Genomic DNA, 16,238 nt, shown 5'->3' with positions numbered 1-16,238 from the left:
AGGTCTTCCATCAAGCGCAAAAGACTATCAATTTCATCGAAAAACCGCCATGACAGTCTCTTTCTTTCGCCGCTTTCTCACTATCCTTACTCTCTTGGTCGCAGGCAGCGCCCAAGCCGCCATTCCCGCATCGCAGCGGCAATACCTGCTGGACTTTTACGCTGCCACCGGCGGCGCCAACTGGTGGCATCAGGACAATTGGGGAAGCCCGGCAGGCACCGAGTGCACTTGGTATGGCGTGACTTGCGACCAGAGCACCACCACCGTCGTCGGGCTGGATCTATCCAACAACCACCTCGTCAGCCCCGTGGGCGTACCTGTGCCTGACTGGTCTGCCCTGCCTGGTCTGGTGACGTTGAGCCTGCACTCGAATCAACTGGCAGGCCCTGCGCCCGCCATCGCGGGCCTGGTGCAGTTGGAGTTCCTCAGCCTCGGTGATAACCAGTTCACGGGCGTGCTGCCCACGCCCGCCGGGCTGCAGCACCTGCAGTGGTACTACGCACTCAACAACCAATTCAGCGGCAGCCTTCCGCCGTTCGACAATGTGCCCGCGCTGCGGGTAGTGGGGCTGCGCCAGAACCAGTTCACGGGTGCAATTCCGTCGTTGACCGGCGCGCCAGTGCTGGAACAATTGGGCCTGGGCTACAACCAGCTCACGGGCACCATTCCAGCGCTGCCCCCGGGTTGCAGCGCCTGTACGTGAATGACAACCAACTCACCGGCCCCGTGCCCGCAGCGCCCAATTCGCTGCTCACCAACGACTCGCAGCTCTGCCCCAACTACCTCACGCCCTCTGTCAGCAACGACTGGGACGTGGCCACGGGCGAGACACCCTGGCATGCCAACTGCACCGCTGCGCCACCGGGGCTGGGCAGCATTGCCGCCGTGCCCACGCTGGGTGAATGGGCGCTGGCGCTGCTTGCCATGACTGCAGCCGCGCTGGGCGTAAGCACTCTGCGCCGCAACAAACTTTGAAGCTACAGAGGTCACCCCCCAGGCGCATCCCACAGGCCTTGAGAATGCACAAGAGCCAAATCCGGTTTGCCTCTCAGCCCAAAACGCCTTCGGACAAAGAAAAACGGGTTACGGCATTTCTGCTGTAACCCGTTGATTTCTTTGCGAATAAATGGTCGGCGTGGCGGGATTCGAACTCGCGACCCCTTGCACCCCATGCAAGTGCGCTACCAGGCTGCGCTACACGCCGACAAGCCATCGATTATAGCCTGTACTTTTGCGCTGATGAGCATGGTCGGCTGGTTTGTTTAATTTTTTCCCGCAAGAGGGTTTTTCGAGCGGGGCACCCCTCTTTTCAGGCGTAGCCGGCGCGTCTGCCGGTATAGGTGTGTCAATTTGGATGTGTCAGCTTGGAACAGCCGATGACCCTTCGCAAGAAGGCTTCAGCCAGCGGATTCCAAACTGGGTAGACTGATACATGGAGCGCTTGATGGTCATCAGGCACACGACACACCAATACCAAGAACACATCACAGGAAACCACTATGGACATGCAAGGTAGCCGCCAACTCGCCGTGACCCAGCAACAAGCCTGGGATGCGCTCAATGATCCTGAGGTGCTGAAAGCTTGCATTCCGGGCTGCGAAAAAATCGAATCCACAGGCGAGAACCAGTACGGCGTCACCAATGCCATCAAGGTGGGGCCGGTGGCGGCGCGGTTCAACGGCAAGATCGCATTGACGGATATCGATGCGCCCAAGGGCTACACCCTCATTTTTGATGGGCAGGCGGGCGCGGCGGGCTTCGGCAAGGGAACGGCGAAGGTGACCCTGACGCCGCAAGACGCTGGCTGCGAGTTGGGCTATACCGTGAACGCACAGGTGGGCGGCAAGATCGCGCAGGTAGGGCAAAGGCTGATAGATGGCGTTGCCAAGTCGATGGCGGAAGAGTTCTTCAAGCGCTTTGACGGCGAGATGCAGAAGCGTTACCCGGCTCCAGTTGCCGAGGAGGCTGCTGCCGCCCCGGTCAGCAATGAAGTGGCGTCAACTCAAGGCGCTTCGAAATCCGTGCCTTGGTGGGTTTGGGTCGGTGGGGTCGTGGTATTGGGCGTGGGCTACTGGGTGATGCGCAACTTTGGCTGAGCCGCAATTTCGACAAACGCTTTGAAAGGAGGCGGTCATGGAAAATCTTGACGTTACCGTCTTGCGTGCCTTGCGGGATTGGCGCGCGGCTGGACAGCATGCGCTCATGGCGACCGTGGTGCGCACCTGGGGTTCTTCTCCCCGGCCAATAGGGTCGATCATGGGGTTGGCCGAGAAAGGGGCCGTGGTTGGTTCCGTGTCAGGCGGCTGCATCGAAGACGATCTGATCGCTCGCTATACGCAAGCGGCCGCTGCTGATGCGCTCAAGGCTTCCACCAATGGAGCGCCGCAGTTCGTCAAATACGGTATCACTGCCGATGAAGCCCACCGGTTTGGCTTGCCGTGCGGAGGCACGCTGGAACTGCTGCTGGAGTTCGATCCTGATGCGGCGAAGCTGTCTGAATTGGTGAGCGCGCTTGAAGCCGGGCGCTTGATGCACCGGAGCGTGAATCTGGCGGATGGCGCTGTCTCGATCGAGCCAGCCCAGGCGCCCGCGGCACTGAGCGTGAATGAACAGCGGCTTGTGAATACTTTCGGCCCTGAATACCGCATGTTGCTGATTGGTGCGGGCCAACTGGGTGAATATCTGGCCACGATGGCATTGTTTTGCGGCTTTGCCGTGACCGTGTGCGATCCGCGCGAAGAATACAGAGGCGCCTGGAGTGTGGCGGGGGTGCGGGTGCTCGGCACCATGCCCGACGATACCGTGGTTGATTTCAAGCCCGACCGGCGCAGCTGCGTGATTGCGCTGACGCACGATCCCAAGCTGGACGATCTCGCGTTGCTTGAGGCTTTGAGCTCAGATGCTTTTTATATTGGAGCCATTGGCAGCCGCCGCAACAATGCCGCGCGGCGCCAGCGCATGATCGAGCATTTCGATCAAACCGAAGAGAGTTTGCAGAGGCTGCGCGGCCCGATCGGTATCTATATTGGCAGCAAGACGCCGCCCGAGATCGCGGTGAGCATCATGTCCGAGGTGCTGGCCGTGAAAAATGGCGTGCCGCTGTCGCCTGAGCTGGATGTGGCGCACGTGAAGAACGCGCAGGCAGAGCAAGCCGATCTGCCCGGCGATCAGGTAGCCTGTTTTACGGGATGACAACGGGCGATATTGGTGCCGTCATCATGGCCGCGGGCGCCGGGCGGCGCATGGGCGGCAAACCCAAGGCCTTGCTTCTGCGCGATGGTGTTCCGCTCATCGAGCGGCATTTGCGCGCCTTGGCGCAGGCCGGTATCCGCCAGGCCGTGGTGGTGCTGGGGCATCACGCGGCGCGCATCGAGCCGCTTCTGCGAGAGCTCCAAGCTTCACTGGCAGAAGCGCTGGAGTTGCGATGGGCGTTGAACCCACGGCCGGATGACGGGCCGGGCTCTTCCTTGCGTGTGGGGTTGGGGGCGCTGCCGGTGGAACTCGGCGCGGTGCTGGTTGCACTGGCTGATCAACCCTTGATCGAGGCGGCGGATGTCAACGCCGTTCTGAGGGCTTGGCAGGGCAGGGGGCTGGTGTTCAACTGGTGGTTCCGAGCCATGATGGACAGCCGGGGCATCCTCTGGTGCTGGATTCCGGGGTGCGTGCCGAGATCATGAAAATGACGGGGGCCGCAGGTTTGCGGGATTGGCGAAAAGCCCATGCAGCTCAGGTCGCTACCTTGGCCGCCGATCATGCGCGCTACACGCTGGATGTGGATAGCGAAGTGGACCGCGCGGCACTCAAGGCGCGTTATGGCATCGCCCTGACGTGGCCGGAGGGGCTGGCGGGTTCTTTCGCGCAATAGGTTCCACTCCGCCCGATTCGGGCATATCGGGGTATATCGGGGTATATCGGGCGTAGGCGTCAAATCGGTTTGTCTGCTCAAGCGTTGCGTTGCGAACGCATCCACCACCACTGCAGCAAGGCTCCCAGTACAAAGATGCCTGCCCATGTGGCCAGAGCGCCACGCACGAGAGGCGAGTCCGGGCCCGCGGCCAGCGGGTGTGCGACGGGCAGGCGTGTCAGCGTCTCGTTGATGCCTGGCACCAGCAATAAAAAGAAGCTGAACGAAAAGCCCAACTGAGCCAGGTAGGGGCGCGCCCGCCCGAAAAAAGACAGGCGAGGAACCAGTAGCGCGCCACCCACCGCCAATAGCGCGAGGATGCCCAGGATGTGACCGGCATTGATGCCCCCAGTGCTGGATAGGCCGAACGCTGTCAGCACAGACAGCACCAAGCCGGCCAGGTACACCCGCCCTGGCGGCCGGGCAGGGTCGATGGCGCGATGGCGGGCAAAGCTGTAGAGGCCTGCGGCCAATGGCAGCAAGCTGATCGCGGTATGAAAAGCGCCAAGGGGGAGATGGGGTGTGGCATAAGTGGGCTCTTTGAAAAACAACCGACTAGTTGGTCGATTATGAGATTAAAAAAAGGATCCGCCTCAGGCGATCAGCCGATGGAGGGCGGTATGTGCGATGGTCTTGAAGGATTCGGGATCGCCCAGTGCACGCGCCGTCAGCATGCCGCCGTGTATGGTGGACATGAACACTTGGGCTTCGGCATGGGCACTGTTTTGCAACCGGAACTGCGCCTGGGCGGCTCCCTTTTCCAGCACGGCGGCGATCCACGCGGTCAGGTCTTGAAAATAGCTTCGCACCTCCAAGGCTATTTCGGGCGGAATCGCGGGTGATTCGGCCGCCAGCATGGCACAGATGCACATGGCCGACGAGCCGTCGCGTATGCACTGCGCCCAATAGTCGGCATAGGCTGTCAGTTGCGCCAGCGGGTCGTCACCGAGGTGGCGCTGCAGTTCAACCAACCCTTCCAAGGATTGCTCACGGTGGCGCATGACGACGGTCAGCACCAGATCAGCCTTGCTGGGGAAATGATGATGGATGCTGGCCTTGCCAATGTGCACGCGGTCGGACAGATCCGCATAGCTGAAGCCGTTGTAGCCGCCAGTGGAGAGCAACTGCCTGGCGTGCTCGGCAATTTCGATGGCTCGGGGAGAGAGTTCCACAGACATGAGGTTGAGGTGATGGTTTGATTTGCTTTAGCTTCAGGATTGCCATCCTACTAGTTGGTTGGTTGCGAGTCAAGGCCCGTCAATCGTTTCGGTTCGCAGTGCGCCAACGGGCAGAACTCCGTCACGGGTCCTGCCTTGGCGTCTTCAAACGGCCTGCATAACTGCTTTGACTGGACGGCAGTAGGCCAATGTGGCTCGCGTCCCTAGACTTCGGGAGCACTGGCGATGACACACATGGCTCCATCAAACTCGTTGTTTCTTCCTCCTTCTATTTTTCCGGTCAAAGAGGTTCCCGTGGCGGGAGCCCGTCTTTGGGTCATGGATAGTGGCGGAGACGGTACGCCGCTGGTGCTGCTGCATGCCAATACATCGACCATCGAGTCCTGGCATGCGCAGTTTGTGGCGTTTCACGGGGCTGGTTACCGTGTGATCGCCTTTGATCGCCGCGGTTGGGGCAAAAGCATGGCAGACCCAGCGACAGGTCCTCAACCAGGAAGCATTGCCGAAGACCTCGAGTCGCTGGTCCATGCGCTCGGCTTGGCGAAGTTTCATCTTCTGGGCATCGCCGGTGGCGGCTTTGCCGCGCTGGACTACGCGGCATGGCAGCCTTCACGTTTGATCAAACTGGTTGTGGCCGGCAGCAACGGGAAATTCACCGAGCCGGAGATGCAGGATTTTTATGCCCGCATCGCTGTTCCCGGTTTGACTGGCCGTCCGGAAGTGCGGCCGTATCTTGAGGTGGGCGTGGCTTACCGGTCGGAAAATCCCGAGGGCTTTCAGCGCTTTGTTGCCATGGAGCACGCATCCCGCCAAGCAGGTGCTCCGGAGCAAGCCCTTCGCACACCCAATACTTTCGCCAAGATTTCCGCCATTGCCAGCCCAACCTTGGTGTTGATGGGCGGAAGTGACTTGCTGGCACCTCCTGCCCTCATGAAAACCTGGGCCAGGCACCTGCCGCACGCCCAGTTCGCGGAAATCGGCGATGCCGGCCATTCGATCAACTGGGAACGTCCTGATGCGTTCAACCACATCGTTCTGGATTTTCTGCAGCAGCCGCTTTCCACACATTAGAGGAGGACCGTCAGACATGAAGCACACCATTTTTTCCACCCGGCGCGGCGCTATCAAAAGCGCAGCGGCTTTGACGCTCGCCGCCACGGCCCCTCTTCGTGCATGGGCGCAGCAGGCTGCCCGCATCGTCGTGCCTTTCGCGGCCGGTGCCTCGAACGATCTTGTGGGCCGCTTGATGGCGGATGCCCTCGGGAAAAAATTGAACCGGTCATTCATTGTCGAGAACAGACCCGGTGCGGGTTCCATGTTGGGTACCCAGTTCGTGGCCCAGTCCAAACCAGCGGATGGCCAGACACTGCTGCTGTGTGCCACCGCCAGCATGGGCATCCTGCCAGCTATCAACAAGACGGTTCGCTATTCGGTAGAGCGCGACTTCACTTTTCTCGTGCGCATTGCAAGCAGCCCCTTTGGTCTGGTGGTGAGCAAGAGTTTCCCGGCCAACAATTTTGCAGAGTTCGTGAAAGCCGCCAAGGCCCGGCCAGATGGCATCCGCCTGGGTACCGCGGGCATTGGTTCTCTCGATTACATGGGCGCCATGATGCTGCAATCGGAACTGGGCATTGAACTCAATGTCATCCCCTACAAAGGCATGTCACCCGTGCTGAACGATCTGCAGGGCGGGCACATCGATGCCTGCATTGTCTCGCCCGGTTCCATCCGGCCTATGATTCAAGACGGGAAGGTCAAGATGCTCGCGGTTTTCAGCAGCCGCCGCAGCGACGTTCTGCCACAGGTCCCGGCTTCTCCGGAGATCGGGCACCCCAATTTACTCGTCGAGAACTGGTGGGGCATTGCGGGCCCTGCCGGCATGCCCGCCGCCACCACTGAATCGCTGCGCGCCGCCATGGCCCAGGTGATCAAGGAGCCTGAATTCATCAAAAGCCTGCAGGCTAAGGGGTTTGATTCTGCCCCTATGAGCGGAGACGAATTCAGGAACTTCGTGCAAGCCGATCAGAATCGCTGGCGCACCCTGGCCACCAAGGCAAAGATCTCGATCGAAGAATAACCGGACGGCTCAGGTTTCAGTTCCGGTTGGTTCCGGCATAGACGTCGAATCGGCGCAGTTGCGCTTCGCTGTTGGCGATCTCGTCCAGGCTGGCCTGTCCGCCGCTTTGGACCATGATGGCCACCAGTGTCTGTGCGACCGACAGGGCCGGTGCCACGGAAGGAAACAACGACGGTGAAGCATTGGCGAAGAGCACCAGTGCATGCGCGGGGCTTGCGATGGGCGACACCGTGCTGTCTGTGATGGCCACTATGCTGGCGCCGCGTTCGCGCGCGAACTCCACCGCCGCGACCGTATCCCGGGCGTAAGGCGCCGCGCTGAAGACCACCAAGGCATCGCCGGCACCCACCTTGCGCAGTGCATCGGTAAAGACGCCGCCCGTACCCGCCAGCAAGGTCGTGTCGTGGCGGAACAGCCCGCAGGCGTAGCTGAAGTAGTAGGCGGCGGGAAACAGGCTGCGCAAGCCCACCACATAGATGTGCCGTGCCTTTGCCAGCAGCTTGTGCGCGGCGGCGAGTTGCTCCGCGGCCGCAGGCCCCAGCGTCTGCGCCAGATTCTGCATTTCGGATTGGAGCATGTCCGAGACGAGGCGGGCATTGGCGTTCTGTGCTCCGCGTTGCTGCAGGGCACTGGCCCGTGCGGAAAAGGTGTCTTCGCCTTGCCCTACCCAAACCCGATAGACCGTGCGGAAGTCTTCATAGTTGTCAAAGCCCAGTTCGCGGGCCAACCGCAGCATCACGCCCGCTTGCACGCCCGCCTGCTCGGCCAGCGCGCGCATGGATTGCATGGCGACGTCGCGCGGATGATCCAGCACGTAGCGGGCTGCCAGCTGCAGCTTGGGTGTCAATGAGGTGAACTGTTGCGCGATGCGCTGGTCGAGCGTGCGCTTGTCCATGAGGGCTCCTGTCTGTGAGCCCGCATTGTCCTGCATCAGGCTTGGCGGGCTTCGTGCACCGCGTCGTCTATGGCCAGCCGCAGCAAACCCGCGATCGATTCCAGTTCGGCTTCCGTCGCGATGTAGGGCGGGGCGAGCAGTACATGGTCGCCGCGCGTGCCGTCGATCGTGCCGCCGCCCGGGTAACACAGCAGGCCGTGGCGCTCGGCGGCGGCCTTGATGCGGGTGTTCAGTTTCAGGGCCGGGTCGAACGGCCGGTTGCCGGATCGATCCGTGACGAGTTCGACCGACCAGAACAGGCCGCGGCCCCGGATGTCGCCGACATGAGGGTGTTCGCTCAGCGCGCCATGCAGCAGGCGCTCGAATCGCGGGCCGAGTGCCGCCACGCGCTCCACCAGGCCGTCGCGTTGGATGATGTGTTGTACGGCGAGCGCCGCCGCGCAGGCGACCGGATGCCCGACATAGGTGTGCCCATGCTGGAATGCCCCGGAGCCCTGGTGCATCGCGTCAACCACCTTGCGATGCGCCAGCACGGCGCCGATGGGTTGGTAGCCGCTGCCCAGGCCTTTGGCCAGGGTCAGGATGTCGGGTACCACGCCTTCCTGCTCGAAGGCATGGTAAGAGCCTGTGCGGCCCACGCCTGACATGACTTCATCCAGGATCAGCAGCACGCCATGCCGGTCGCAGACTTCGCGCATCTTGCGGAAGTAGCCGGGCACTGGCGCCACGGTTCCTGCAGTGGCGCCCACCACGGTTTCCGCGACGAAGGCGGCCACGGTGCCAGCACCCAGCCCGGTGATGGCCTCCTCCAGCTCGGCAGCGAGGCGGTCGCCGTACTGCTCATGGGTTTCGCCTGCTTCCAGGTAGCGGAAGGGGAAGCAGGGTGAAACATGGTGGCTTTCCATGAGCAGCGGCTGGTAGAGCGCGCGGCGCGCCATGTTGCCGCCGATCGAGAGCGCTGCCAGGGTGTTGCCGTGGTAGCTCTGGCGGCGCGCAAGAAAGCGAAAGCGTTGCGGTTCACCCCGGTCCACGTGGTATTGGCGGGCCATCTTGAGCGCGGTTTCCACGGCTTCCGATCCGCTGGAAACAAAGTACGCCTGATCAAGGCCTGCCGGGCTGCGTGACGCCAGCATGGCGGCCAGTGTCTCCGCCGCCTCGGTGGTGAAAAAACTGGTGTGGGCGTATTCAAGCTTGTCCAACTGAGCGGTAATGGCTGCCCGTACCTCGGGGTGCCCGTGCCCCAGGCACGAAACTGCGGCGCCGCCGGAAGCATCGAGGTAGGGGCGGCCTTGGGTGTCGGTGATGGTGCAGCCTGTGCCCGAGGCAGCCACTGGCAGGGCTGCGCGGGGATTGCGATGAATGATGTTGGTCATGAGAGAAGGAGATGGCGCCTGTCGGAAGGGCTGGGCCGGTATGGTTTGGGGCGAATGCTTGACAGCTCGGAAAGCGATGAATAAAGTATATGTGCTATTTGATGATTAAATAAATCATTTGTTCCATTTTTGCTTCCGTTTACTTGATGAAAGCCCGTTCCATGCACTTTCCATTTCGCGCTGTGCTTGCCGCATATTCCATGGCCTTGGCCGCCGCAGCGCCAGGCACCGCGGTTTCCCAGACATGGCCGGACAAGCCGGTCCGCCTGGTGATTCCGTTTGCTGCCGGCGGCACGACGGATCTGGTGGGGCGGTTGATGGCCGAAGGCGTGGCACCCGAGCTGGGCCAGCCGGTGGTGGCTGTGAACCGCGCGGGTGCGGGCGGCAGCCTGGGGGCAGCCGAAGTGGCCCGTGCCCCGGCCGACGGCTACACGCTGCTGCTGGGCACCCCGGGCACGCAGGCCATCAATGCCTACGTGTACAAGAACATCGGCTATGACCCGAAGAAGGACTTTGCCCCTGTGGCCTATGTCGTGCAGGTGCCCAATGTCTTGCTGACCAATCCCCAAAGCGGTTTCAAGAATGTCGCTGACGTGGTGAAGGCCGCCAAGGAGAATCCCGGCAAGTTGAACTGGGGCTCGCCTGGGGTGGGCAGCTCCGGCCACCTGATCCTGGAGATGTTCAAGCAGCGCGCTCAGGTGGATATTGCGCATGTGCCCTACAAGGGCGCCAGCCAGGCCACCAATGATCTGCTGGGCGGGCAGATTCAACTGTCGGGGGACAATCTGCCCACAGCTTTGTCCTTCATCCGCTCTGGAAAACTGGTGGCATTGGGTGTGACCTCCAAGGAGGGTGTGCCTTCGGCTCCTGGCGTGGCGCCTGTGGCCGCGACCTTGCCTGGCTTCGAACTCACATCCTGGTTCGTGCTGATGGCGCCTGCCGGTACGCCGCCCGCAGTGGTCGATCGATTGAACAAGGCGGTGGAGCATTGGTTGGCCAAGCCCGAGACGCGCAAGCGCTTGACGGAGTTGTCCGCGCAGCCCGTGGGAGGATCTCCGGACAGCCTTGCCCGTCACCTGGAGGCGGAACAGCGCAAGTACAGGGATTTGACCACCGCAGCCAAGATCGAGCTTCAATGAACCTGAAAAAAAGCGTCTGGCAGTAGCGCGCTTCTGGTATGAAGGCAACGCTTTCTGTCCGGTGCCGTGTACCCAGCAGGACTTTGATCGGCGTGAATGGCGTGCTGGCGCCGATGCATTGGTCGCCGCACGGGATACGGCGACTGAACTCGGGGCGGTGGAGCGCTTCGCCCGCATCCGCGCTGATTGGGATGTGGTGGCATTGCGCTGCGCGTCCGCGTTGCCGGGCGGTCCTATCGAAGAAGCCGTATTCAGCCGCTTCTATAACGAGGTGATGGCGGGCCTGGCTCAAGGCGGCCCGTGGGATGCGGTGTACCTTTCCCTGCACGGCGCCTCTATTACCGATGCGCGCCAGACTCCCGAACTGGACCTGCTGGAGGCGGTGCGGCGATTGCTGCCCGGCATACCTCTGGGCGCGAGCTTCGATTTGCACGCCAACCTGCCTCCGGGAATCGGGCCATTGCTCGATATGGCCAGCGGTTACAAGACCTATCCGCACATCGACATGGCGCAGACGGCGCAGCGTGTGCTGGATGGCCTTGTGGCGATCGTGGAGCAAGGCAGGCGCACGCGTGTTTCGGTGACCAAGCCAGGCGCCATGCTGCCCAGCTTCAACATGCGCACCGCTGAGGGGCCCATGCGCGAGTTGCAGGCGTTGGCGGCAGCGCAGATCGGTCCCGGCGTGGTCGAGGCGCTTGTTTTTGGAGGCTTTCCTTATTCGGATACGGCCGATACGGGGTCTTCCGTGGTGATCGTTTCGGATCTCGATACCGATCCCGAGGCTGAGGCCGCGAATGCGGCGGGGGAACGACTGGAAGAAGCGGTGCGTGCACTTGCGCCACGCTTTGCCGTCCGCCTGCCTGGGGCGGCCGAAGGTTTGCACCAAGGGCTGGAGGTATTGGCGGCCAAGGGCGGTCTTGTGGCGGTGACCGACCCGGGCGACAACCCGCTTTCAGGGGGTGCATGCGATACCCCCGGCATGTTGGCGGCGCTGTTGCAAACCGGGACCAACGTGCCTTGCCTGTTCGCGAGTTTTGCCGATGCCGAGGTGGTCCACACCTTGAGCGAAGCCGGCCAGGGCGGTGTGCGCACTGTCACCCTGGGGGGAAACTCTCGGCTGATTTCGGGCCACCCGTGCAGGTGGCCGTGCGCGTGGAGCGCTGCACCGACGGTGTGTTTCGCAATACCGGCCCGATGGAAACAGGTGTGGAAACCCAGTGTGGGCGCACGGTGCTGATATCGTTGGCCGAGCGGTCGAATATTCAGTTGATCGTGACCAGCGCCGTCGCGCCGGCCAATGATCCAGGATTTTTCGCGCTGCATGGCATTGATCTGGACGCTTCGCGCCTGCTGTGCGTGAAAGCCAAGAACCATTTCCGCGCGGCCTTCCTGGAGCGCTGCTCGGCCATCATCGACACGGATATTCCCGGGCCATCAGCGCTCGATCTGAATCTTCTGCCATTCAAGCATGCTGACAGGGCGCTGGCGCCCTAGGTTACCTACGCGCGATAGGGTGCGTAGGGGCGCATCTGGATGATTGTGCGGGTAGCGCGCCTCTTCGCGCTACGATGGCGCATCATGACCGCACCTGACACTCATCTTATCCATCACCCCTATCGTCCTCCCGAGGGGTTCGTGGCGCCGCAACCCGGCGTATTCAAGGCCTCCACCGTGATTTTTCAGAACGTTGCCGCCATGCGTGCGCGCGACTGGAAGCACAAGAGCGGCTACACCTACGGCCTGCATGGCACGCCGACCACGTTCATGCTGCAAGAGCGTATCGCCGCGCTGGAAGGCGGCCTGCAGTGCGTGCTGGTGCCCAGTGGCCTGGCGGCGATCGCCAATGTGGCGCTGGCCTTGCTCAAGACCGGCGATGAGGTGTTGATTCCCGACAACGCCTATGGTCCGAACAAGACACTCGCCGAAGGCGAGTTGAGGGCTTTCGGCATTACGCATCAGTTCTACGATCCGCTGAGCCCCGCTGATCTGGCGGCGCGCATCAGCGAGAAGACCAAGCTTATCTGGCTGGAGGCCGCAGGCTCGGTGACGATGGAGTTTCCCGATTTGATCGAGCAGGTGCGTTTGGCCAGAGCCCGGGGGTCGTCTGTGCACTGGACAACACCTGGGGCGCGGGGCTGGCCTTCAATGCTTTTGACCTGGACGGGAAGGGGCTGGGAGTGGATATTTCTGCCCATGCCTTGACCAAATATCCAAGCGGTGGCGGCGATGTGCTGATGGGCAGCGTGACGACGCGCGACGAGGCGCTGCACCTGAAGATCAAGTACACCCACATGCGTCTTGGCCTGGGTATCGGCGTCAACGATGCGGAGGCCATTCTGCGTGCATTACCCAGCCTCGTTTTGCGCTATCGCGCCCAAGATCAGGCGGGCCGCGCGCTGGCGAACTGGTGCGAGAGGCAACCTCAGCTCGTGCAGGTGCTGCATCCGGCGCTCGCTGGCGCACCTGGCCATGCCCATTGGCAACAGGTGTGCGGCACAGCCGACAAGGCGGGCGCCGGGGCTGCGGCGGGCCTGTTCAGCGTGATGGTGCATGAGCGCTACACGCAGGCGCAGGTTGATGCCTTCTGCGACAGCCTGAAGCTCTTCAAATTGGGCTTCAGCTGGGGCGGGCCGATCAGCCTGGTCATGCCTTATGAACTTGACCAGATGCGCGACGCATGGCCGGCGCACTTGGCAAGAGGCACGCTGGTTCGTTTTTCCGTAGGACTCGAAGCGGTCGCCGACTTGCAAGCTGATCTGGCTCAAGCGCTGGCAAGCGCGCTGCCGGTATAACGTGGGCTGGTAACCTCGCGCCGAGACGGCGGACACGTTTCAGGAGATTGCATGGCATGACCGACCACGCTCCAGTTCCGGCCGATCAGCACGCTGATGCGCCGCCCGTTTCGCCCGCGGACGGCTATATCCCCTACGTGCCGCCGCCTTCCACTGTCCCCCAGGCACTGATGGTGCCGCTGGGGCTTGCGGATCCTCTGCGTTGGCTGGCCAAAGGGGCGGGGGATTTCATTGCCGCGCCCGGCATCGGCTTCTTTTATGGGTTCTGCTTCTGGGCCATGGCGGCCTTGTTGATGCTGGTTTTCCGCAGCAAGCCCGAGTACGTGATGTCGATGGCCTCGGGCTGCCTGCTGGTGGGACCGTTTCTCGCCGTGGGGCTGTATGAGGTCAGCCGCCGGCGGGAGCAGGGGCTCCGGCCGGAGCTGGGAGCCTCTCTCACATGCTGGGACAGCCATATGCGCAGCATGGCGATGCTGGTGCTGGTATTGATCGTTCTGGAGCTTCTGTGGGGCCGAGCCTCGCTAGTGGTGTTCGCGGTTTTCTTCAATACGGGCATGCCTTCCACGACGGGCGTGCTGCAGGCGATTTTCAATCCCGACAACCTTGAGTTCGTGCTGGTGTATTTGGCCGTAGGGGGCTTTTCGCGCTGCTCGTGTACTCCACGGCCGTGGTGTCGATCCCGATGATTCTCGATCGGGATACCGACGCCATCTCGGCGGCCATCACGAGCATTCGCGTGGTGTTGGCCAATCCGGTCACCATGCTGTGGTGGGGCCTGCTGATCACGATATTGATCGTATTGGCCTTTATTCCCTGGGGCCTGGGCCTGATGGTCATCGGGCCGCTTCTGGGGCATGCCAGCTGGCATGCCTACCGCGGCGCCGTCCGGTGGCAGGCACCTGCGGCCGAGGTGGTACAGTGACTCTTCCACAAAAAGGACGTGCACATTGGCAACCCCCAACTACGGTTTTGAAAAACGCCAGCGCGAGCTGGCCAAGAAACGCAAGAAAGAAGAGAAGCTCAAGGCCAAGGCGGAGCGTAAAACGGGGCCGGGTGACGGCGGCGATGAGCCGGCGCACGACGACGCCGGCAACGCTGCATCTGATGCCGAGGGCGGAGAGGGCAGCGGCGGCGACGGCGATTGAGGCTTTTTGCCTAAGATCGTAAACACGTTCTTAGGCCGCGCTGACCGCGTCGTCCACGCTCCAGAACAGGCGCGCGCCTGGGCGGCCGTCGCTATTGAGCCCGCTGCGTTCCAGGCCCAGGCGCGCTGGGTCTTTGATCCGTGCCAGCATCAACTGGCAGTTCTGCGCATTCAGCGTCCTGCTCAATTCCCCAATGGCCTCCAGGGCTGTGCTGTCGAGGTCGTCACTCATTTCCAGGCTGAGAATGGCGGTATGGGCTCCCGCTTGCCGAACGCGGTCGGCCACCCGCTTGAACACTGCCTCGGCGTTGGCGAAAAAAGAGGCTCGTCAGGCCGCATGATGAGAATGCCCGGCAGCGTCTGAGCGCCGGCATGGCGGGCCACATTGACGAAATCGCGTGTAGCTGGGAGCCGGCCGAGCTCCACTACCACTGGATCGGCAAAACGCTTGAGCGCGAGGGCAATCGAAAGACCGACCGCCAGAAGCATGCCGAACAATACTCCGAACCCGAGCACGCCGGCCGCCGCTACGAGGGCCAGCCAAGTATCGTTGCGCAGGCGCAGGCTCCCCAGCACCGAGCGGGGCCACAGGTTGTGGAGCAGGATGGCGATCACGACCGCAGCCACCACCGGTACCGGCAGGAGCGCCAGTGCAGGCCGGGCCAGCCACAGCAGCAGCGCGAGCGCCAGCGCGGCAGCGACCCCGGCCCATTTGCTCCGCGCGCCCGCGCTCTGATTGGCCGCAGCTGCGGAGAATCCGGCTCCTACCGGCAAGCCTTGCAGCAGAGCGCTGATGCCATTGGCCGCGCCCAGGGCCAGCAGTTCGCGCCGTGCGTCCACTTCATCGCCCTGTTGCAGGGCGAGCGAGCGTACCGAACCCCAGGATTCGGCAAAGAGAATCAACAACAGGGCCGGTGCGATCTCAACTGCGTTGAGCCAGTGTTCAATGGAGAGCTTGGGAAGCTGCAAGCTGAGTGCTTGCCATTCGATCTGTCCTATCAGTTGCATGCCTTGTGTTTCAGGCTTCAGCGCGGCGGAGAGGATGACTCCCAAGGCCAGCACGATCAGGGAGGGCGGTAGCCAAATCCAGCGTTGAGGCGTGTGATGCAGCAACAGCCAGAGCGCGAACGCAGCGGTGCCCCACACCAGGCTTGGGTGGTGCAGGCGGCTGGCCTCAGCGGCGAGCTGGCCGAGAAGCGGAATGATGTTCGCGGCTGGTGCATGCACGCCCAGCACATGTGGCACCTGCTTGAGCACGATGGTGACCGCCAGCGCCCAAGCGAAGCCGCGCAACACCGGCCGCGAGATGAAGGCGCCCAGGAACTCGGCACGCAGCAGCCCAGCCAGCAGGAACAGCGCGCCGGTCAGTCCGACCAGGGCCAGGCCCATCTGCGGCCCGCCGCTGAGAACCGTAGAGCCGAACACGGCCGCCGCTGATGAAGTGGGGGCCACAATGGCGAAGCGGCTTGAACCCAGCAGCGGGTATACGCACAACCCCGCCAGCGCTGCCAGCAGAGCGTGAGTGGTCGGCACCTGCGCTATCGCTGCGTAGGCTACAGCCTCGGGCAACAATACCCCGGCTACCGCAAGGCCGGCGAACAGATCGGCCCATAGACCGGCAGGCTGCCTGTCCGCCGATCTATCTGCTGGCGAGGGGAGGTGCATGGCGGGCTTGATGCTTGCGGTATGAGAGCTTCACATGCTACGGCATCAAGCGGCCTTCAGACAGCCATCAG

At 62.5% G+C, this 16,238-nt stretch carries 16 protein-coding genes, 1 tRNA gene and 3 pseudogenes; 13 read left to right on the top strand and 7 right to left on the bottom strand.

The genetic code is table 11. The features are described 5' to 3' along the window. Positions 1-49 precede the first annotated feature (49 nt). Positions 50-703, top strand: a complete 654-nt coding sequence (locus tag WJU18_RS19935; RefSeq protein ID WP_423455062.1) for a hypothetical protein — start codon at positions 50-52, stop codon at positions 701-703. Further along, entirely contained in the window at positions 700-975 is a 276-nt protein-coding gene (locus WJU18_RS19930) for an IPTL-CTERM sorting domain-containing protein (protein ID WP_423455061.1), read from the top strand. Before WJU18_RS19935 ends, WJU18_RS19930 begins: the two co-directional genes overlap by 4 nt. 152 nt (positions 976-1,127) lie before the next feature. Here the strand turns inward: WJU18_RS19930 and WJU18_RS19925 are convergent. Beyond that, a tRNA-Pro gene (locus tag WJU18_RS19925) sits at positions 1,128-1,204 on the bottom strand. A gap of 295 nt (positions 1,205-1,499) precedes the next feature. Between WJU18_RS19925 and WJU18_RS19920 the strand changes: the two genes are divergently transcribed. From WJU18_RS19920 to WJU18_RS19905, 4 genes are read left to right on the top strand one after another with little or no spacing between them, the layout of a single operon-like run. Then, on the top strand, positions 1,500-2,096 hold the full coding sequence (locus WJU18_RS19920; protein WP_423455059.1) for a CoxG family protein: 597 nt from the start codon (positions 1,500-1,502) through the stop codon (positions 2,094-2,096). A gap of 37 nt (positions 2,097-2,133) precedes the next feature. Further along, positions 2,134-3,192 carry an XdhC family protein gene (locus WJU18_RS19915; RefSeq protein WP_423455058.1) on the top strand — a complete coding sequence of 353 codons (1,059 nt, stop codon included), beginning with the start codon at positions 2,134-2,136 and terminating at the stop codon, positions 3,190-3,192. Then, on the top strand, positions 3,189-3,677 hold the full coding sequence (locus WJU18_RS19910; protein WP_423455056.1) for a nucleotidyltransferase family protein: 489 nt from the start codon (positions 3,189-3,191) through the stop codon (positions 3,675-3,677). Before WJU18_RS19915 ends, WJU18_RS19910 begins: the two co-directional genes overlap by 4 nt. Continuing rightward, positions 3,659-3,865 carry a hypothetical protein gene (locus WJU18_RS19905; RefSeq protein ID WP_423455055.1) on the top strand — a complete coding sequence of 69 codons (207 nt, stop codon included), beginning with the start codon at positions 3,659-3,661 and terminating at the stop codon, positions 3,863-3,865. The genes WJU18_RS19910 and WJU18_RS19905 overlap by 19 nt, the downstream gene beginning before the upstream one ends. A gap of 77 nt (positions 3,866-3,942) precedes the next feature. Here the strand turns inward: WJU18_RS19905 and WJU18_RS19900 are convergent, their stop codons facing one another. Continuing rightward, positions 3,943-4,386: a hypothetical protein gene (locus WJU18_RS19900; RefSeq protein WP_423455053.1), complete on the bottom strand. Its 444-nt coding sequence runs from the start codon at positions 4,384-4,386 to the stop codon at positions 3,943-3,945. A 111-nt stretch (positions 4,387-4,497) separates the two neighbouring features. Beyond that, positions 4,498-5,082, bottom strand: coding sequence for a TetR/AcrR family transcriptional regulator (locus tag WJU18_RS19895; RefSeq protein WP_423455051.1), 585 nt, complete (start codon positions 5,080-5,082; stop codon positions 4,498-4,500). A 318-nt stretch (positions 5,083-5,400) separates the two neighbouring features. On the opposite strand from WJU18_RS19895, the gene WJU18_RS19890 reads away from it, so the two are divergent. Beyond that, positions 5,401-6,153: an alpha/beta fold hydrolase gene (locus tag WJU18_RS19890; protein ID WP_423455049.1), complete on the top strand. Its 753-nt coding sequence runs from the start codon at positions 5,401-5,403 to the stop codon at positions 6,151-6,153. Positions 6,154-6,169: 16 nt separating this feature from the next. Next, positions 6,170-7,159, top strand: a complete 990-nt coding sequence (locus tag WJU18_RS19885) for a Bug family tripartite tricarboxylate transporter substrate binding protein (RefSeq protein WP_423455047.1) — start codon at positions 6,170-6,172, stop codon at positions 7,157-7,159. Positions 7,160-7,175: 16 nt separating this feature from the next. Here the strand turns inward: WJU18_RS19885 and WJU18_RS19880 are convergent, their stop codons facing one another. Both WJU18_RS19880 and WJU18_RS19875 read right to left on the bottom strand, forming a co-directional pair. After that, on the bottom strand, positions 7,176-8,054 hold the full coding sequence (locus WJU18_RS19880; protein ID WP_423455044.1) for a MurR/RpiR family transcriptional regulator: 879 nt from the start codon (positions 8,052-8,054) through the stop codon (positions 7,176-7,178). A gap of 35 nt (positions 8,055-8,089) precedes the next feature. Continuing rightward, positions 8,090-9,427 carry an aspartate aminotransferase family protein gene (locus WJU18_RS19875; protein WP_423455042.1) on the bottom strand — a complete coding sequence of 446 codons (1,338 nt, stop codon included), beginning with the start codon at positions 9,425-9,427 and terminating at the stop codon, positions 8,090-8,092. A gap of 161 nt (positions 9,428-9,588) precedes the next feature. On the opposite strand from WJU18_RS19875, the gene WJU18_RS19870 reads away from it, so the two are divergent. The 5 genes and pseudogenes from WJU18_RS19870 (at position 9,589) to WJU18_RS19850 (ending at position 14,503) form a co-directional block, all read left to right on the top strand. Then, entirely contained in the window at positions 9,589-10,566 is a 978-nt protein-coding gene (locus WJU18_RS19870) for a Bug family tripartite tricarboxylate transporter substrate binding protein (protein ID WP_423455041.1), read from the top strand. Between the two features lie 61 nt (positions 10,567-10,627). Continuing rightward, positions 10,628-12,060 (top strand): annotated as a pseudogene (locus WJU18_RS19865) (M81 family metallopeptidase). An 84-nt stretch (positions 12,061-12,144) separates the two neighbouring features. Beyond that, positions 12,145-13,358, top strand: a pseudogene (locus WJU18_RS19860) (PLP-dependent transferase). A gap of 170 nt (positions 13,359-13,528) precedes the next feature. Next, positions 13,529-14,280 (top strand): annotated as a pseudogene (locus WJU18_RS19855) (DUF2189 domain-containing protein). Positions 14,281-14,305: 25 nt separating this feature from the next. Next, positions 14,306-14,503: a hypothetical protein gene (locus WJU18_RS19850; RefSeq protein WP_423455040.1), complete on the top strand. Its 198-nt coding sequence runs from the start codon at positions 14,306-14,308 to the stop codon at positions 14,501-14,503. Positions 14,504-14,533: 30 nt separating this feature from the next. On the opposite strand, the gene WJU18_RS19845 is transcribed toward WJU18_RS19850, so the two are convergent. Next, the gene (locus WJU18_RS19845; RefSeq protein ID WP_423455038.1) at positions 14,534-14,788 is read right to left on the bottom strand and encodes an STAS domain-containing protein; all 255 of its coding nucleotides are present in this window, start codon (positions 14,786-14,788) and stop codon (positions 14,534-14,536) included. Then, complete coding sequence (locus tag WJU18_RS19840; protein WP_423455036.1) at positions 14,731-16,167, bottom strand: SulP family inorganic anion transporter; 1,437 nt, start codon at positions 16,165-16,167, stop codon at positions 14,731-14,733. The genes WJU18_RS19845 and WJU18_RS19840 overlap by 58 nt, the downstream gene beginning before the upstream one ends. Between the last annotated feature and the right edge of the window lie 71 nt (positions 16,168-16,238).

The organism is Ottowia sp. VDI28 (genome assembly GCF_049532675.1).
GTDB lineage: Bacteria > Pseudomonadota > Gammaproteobacteria > Burkholderiales > Burkholderiaceae_C > Ottowia.
This window is presented reverse-complemented; position numbering and strand designations above follow the sequence as displayed.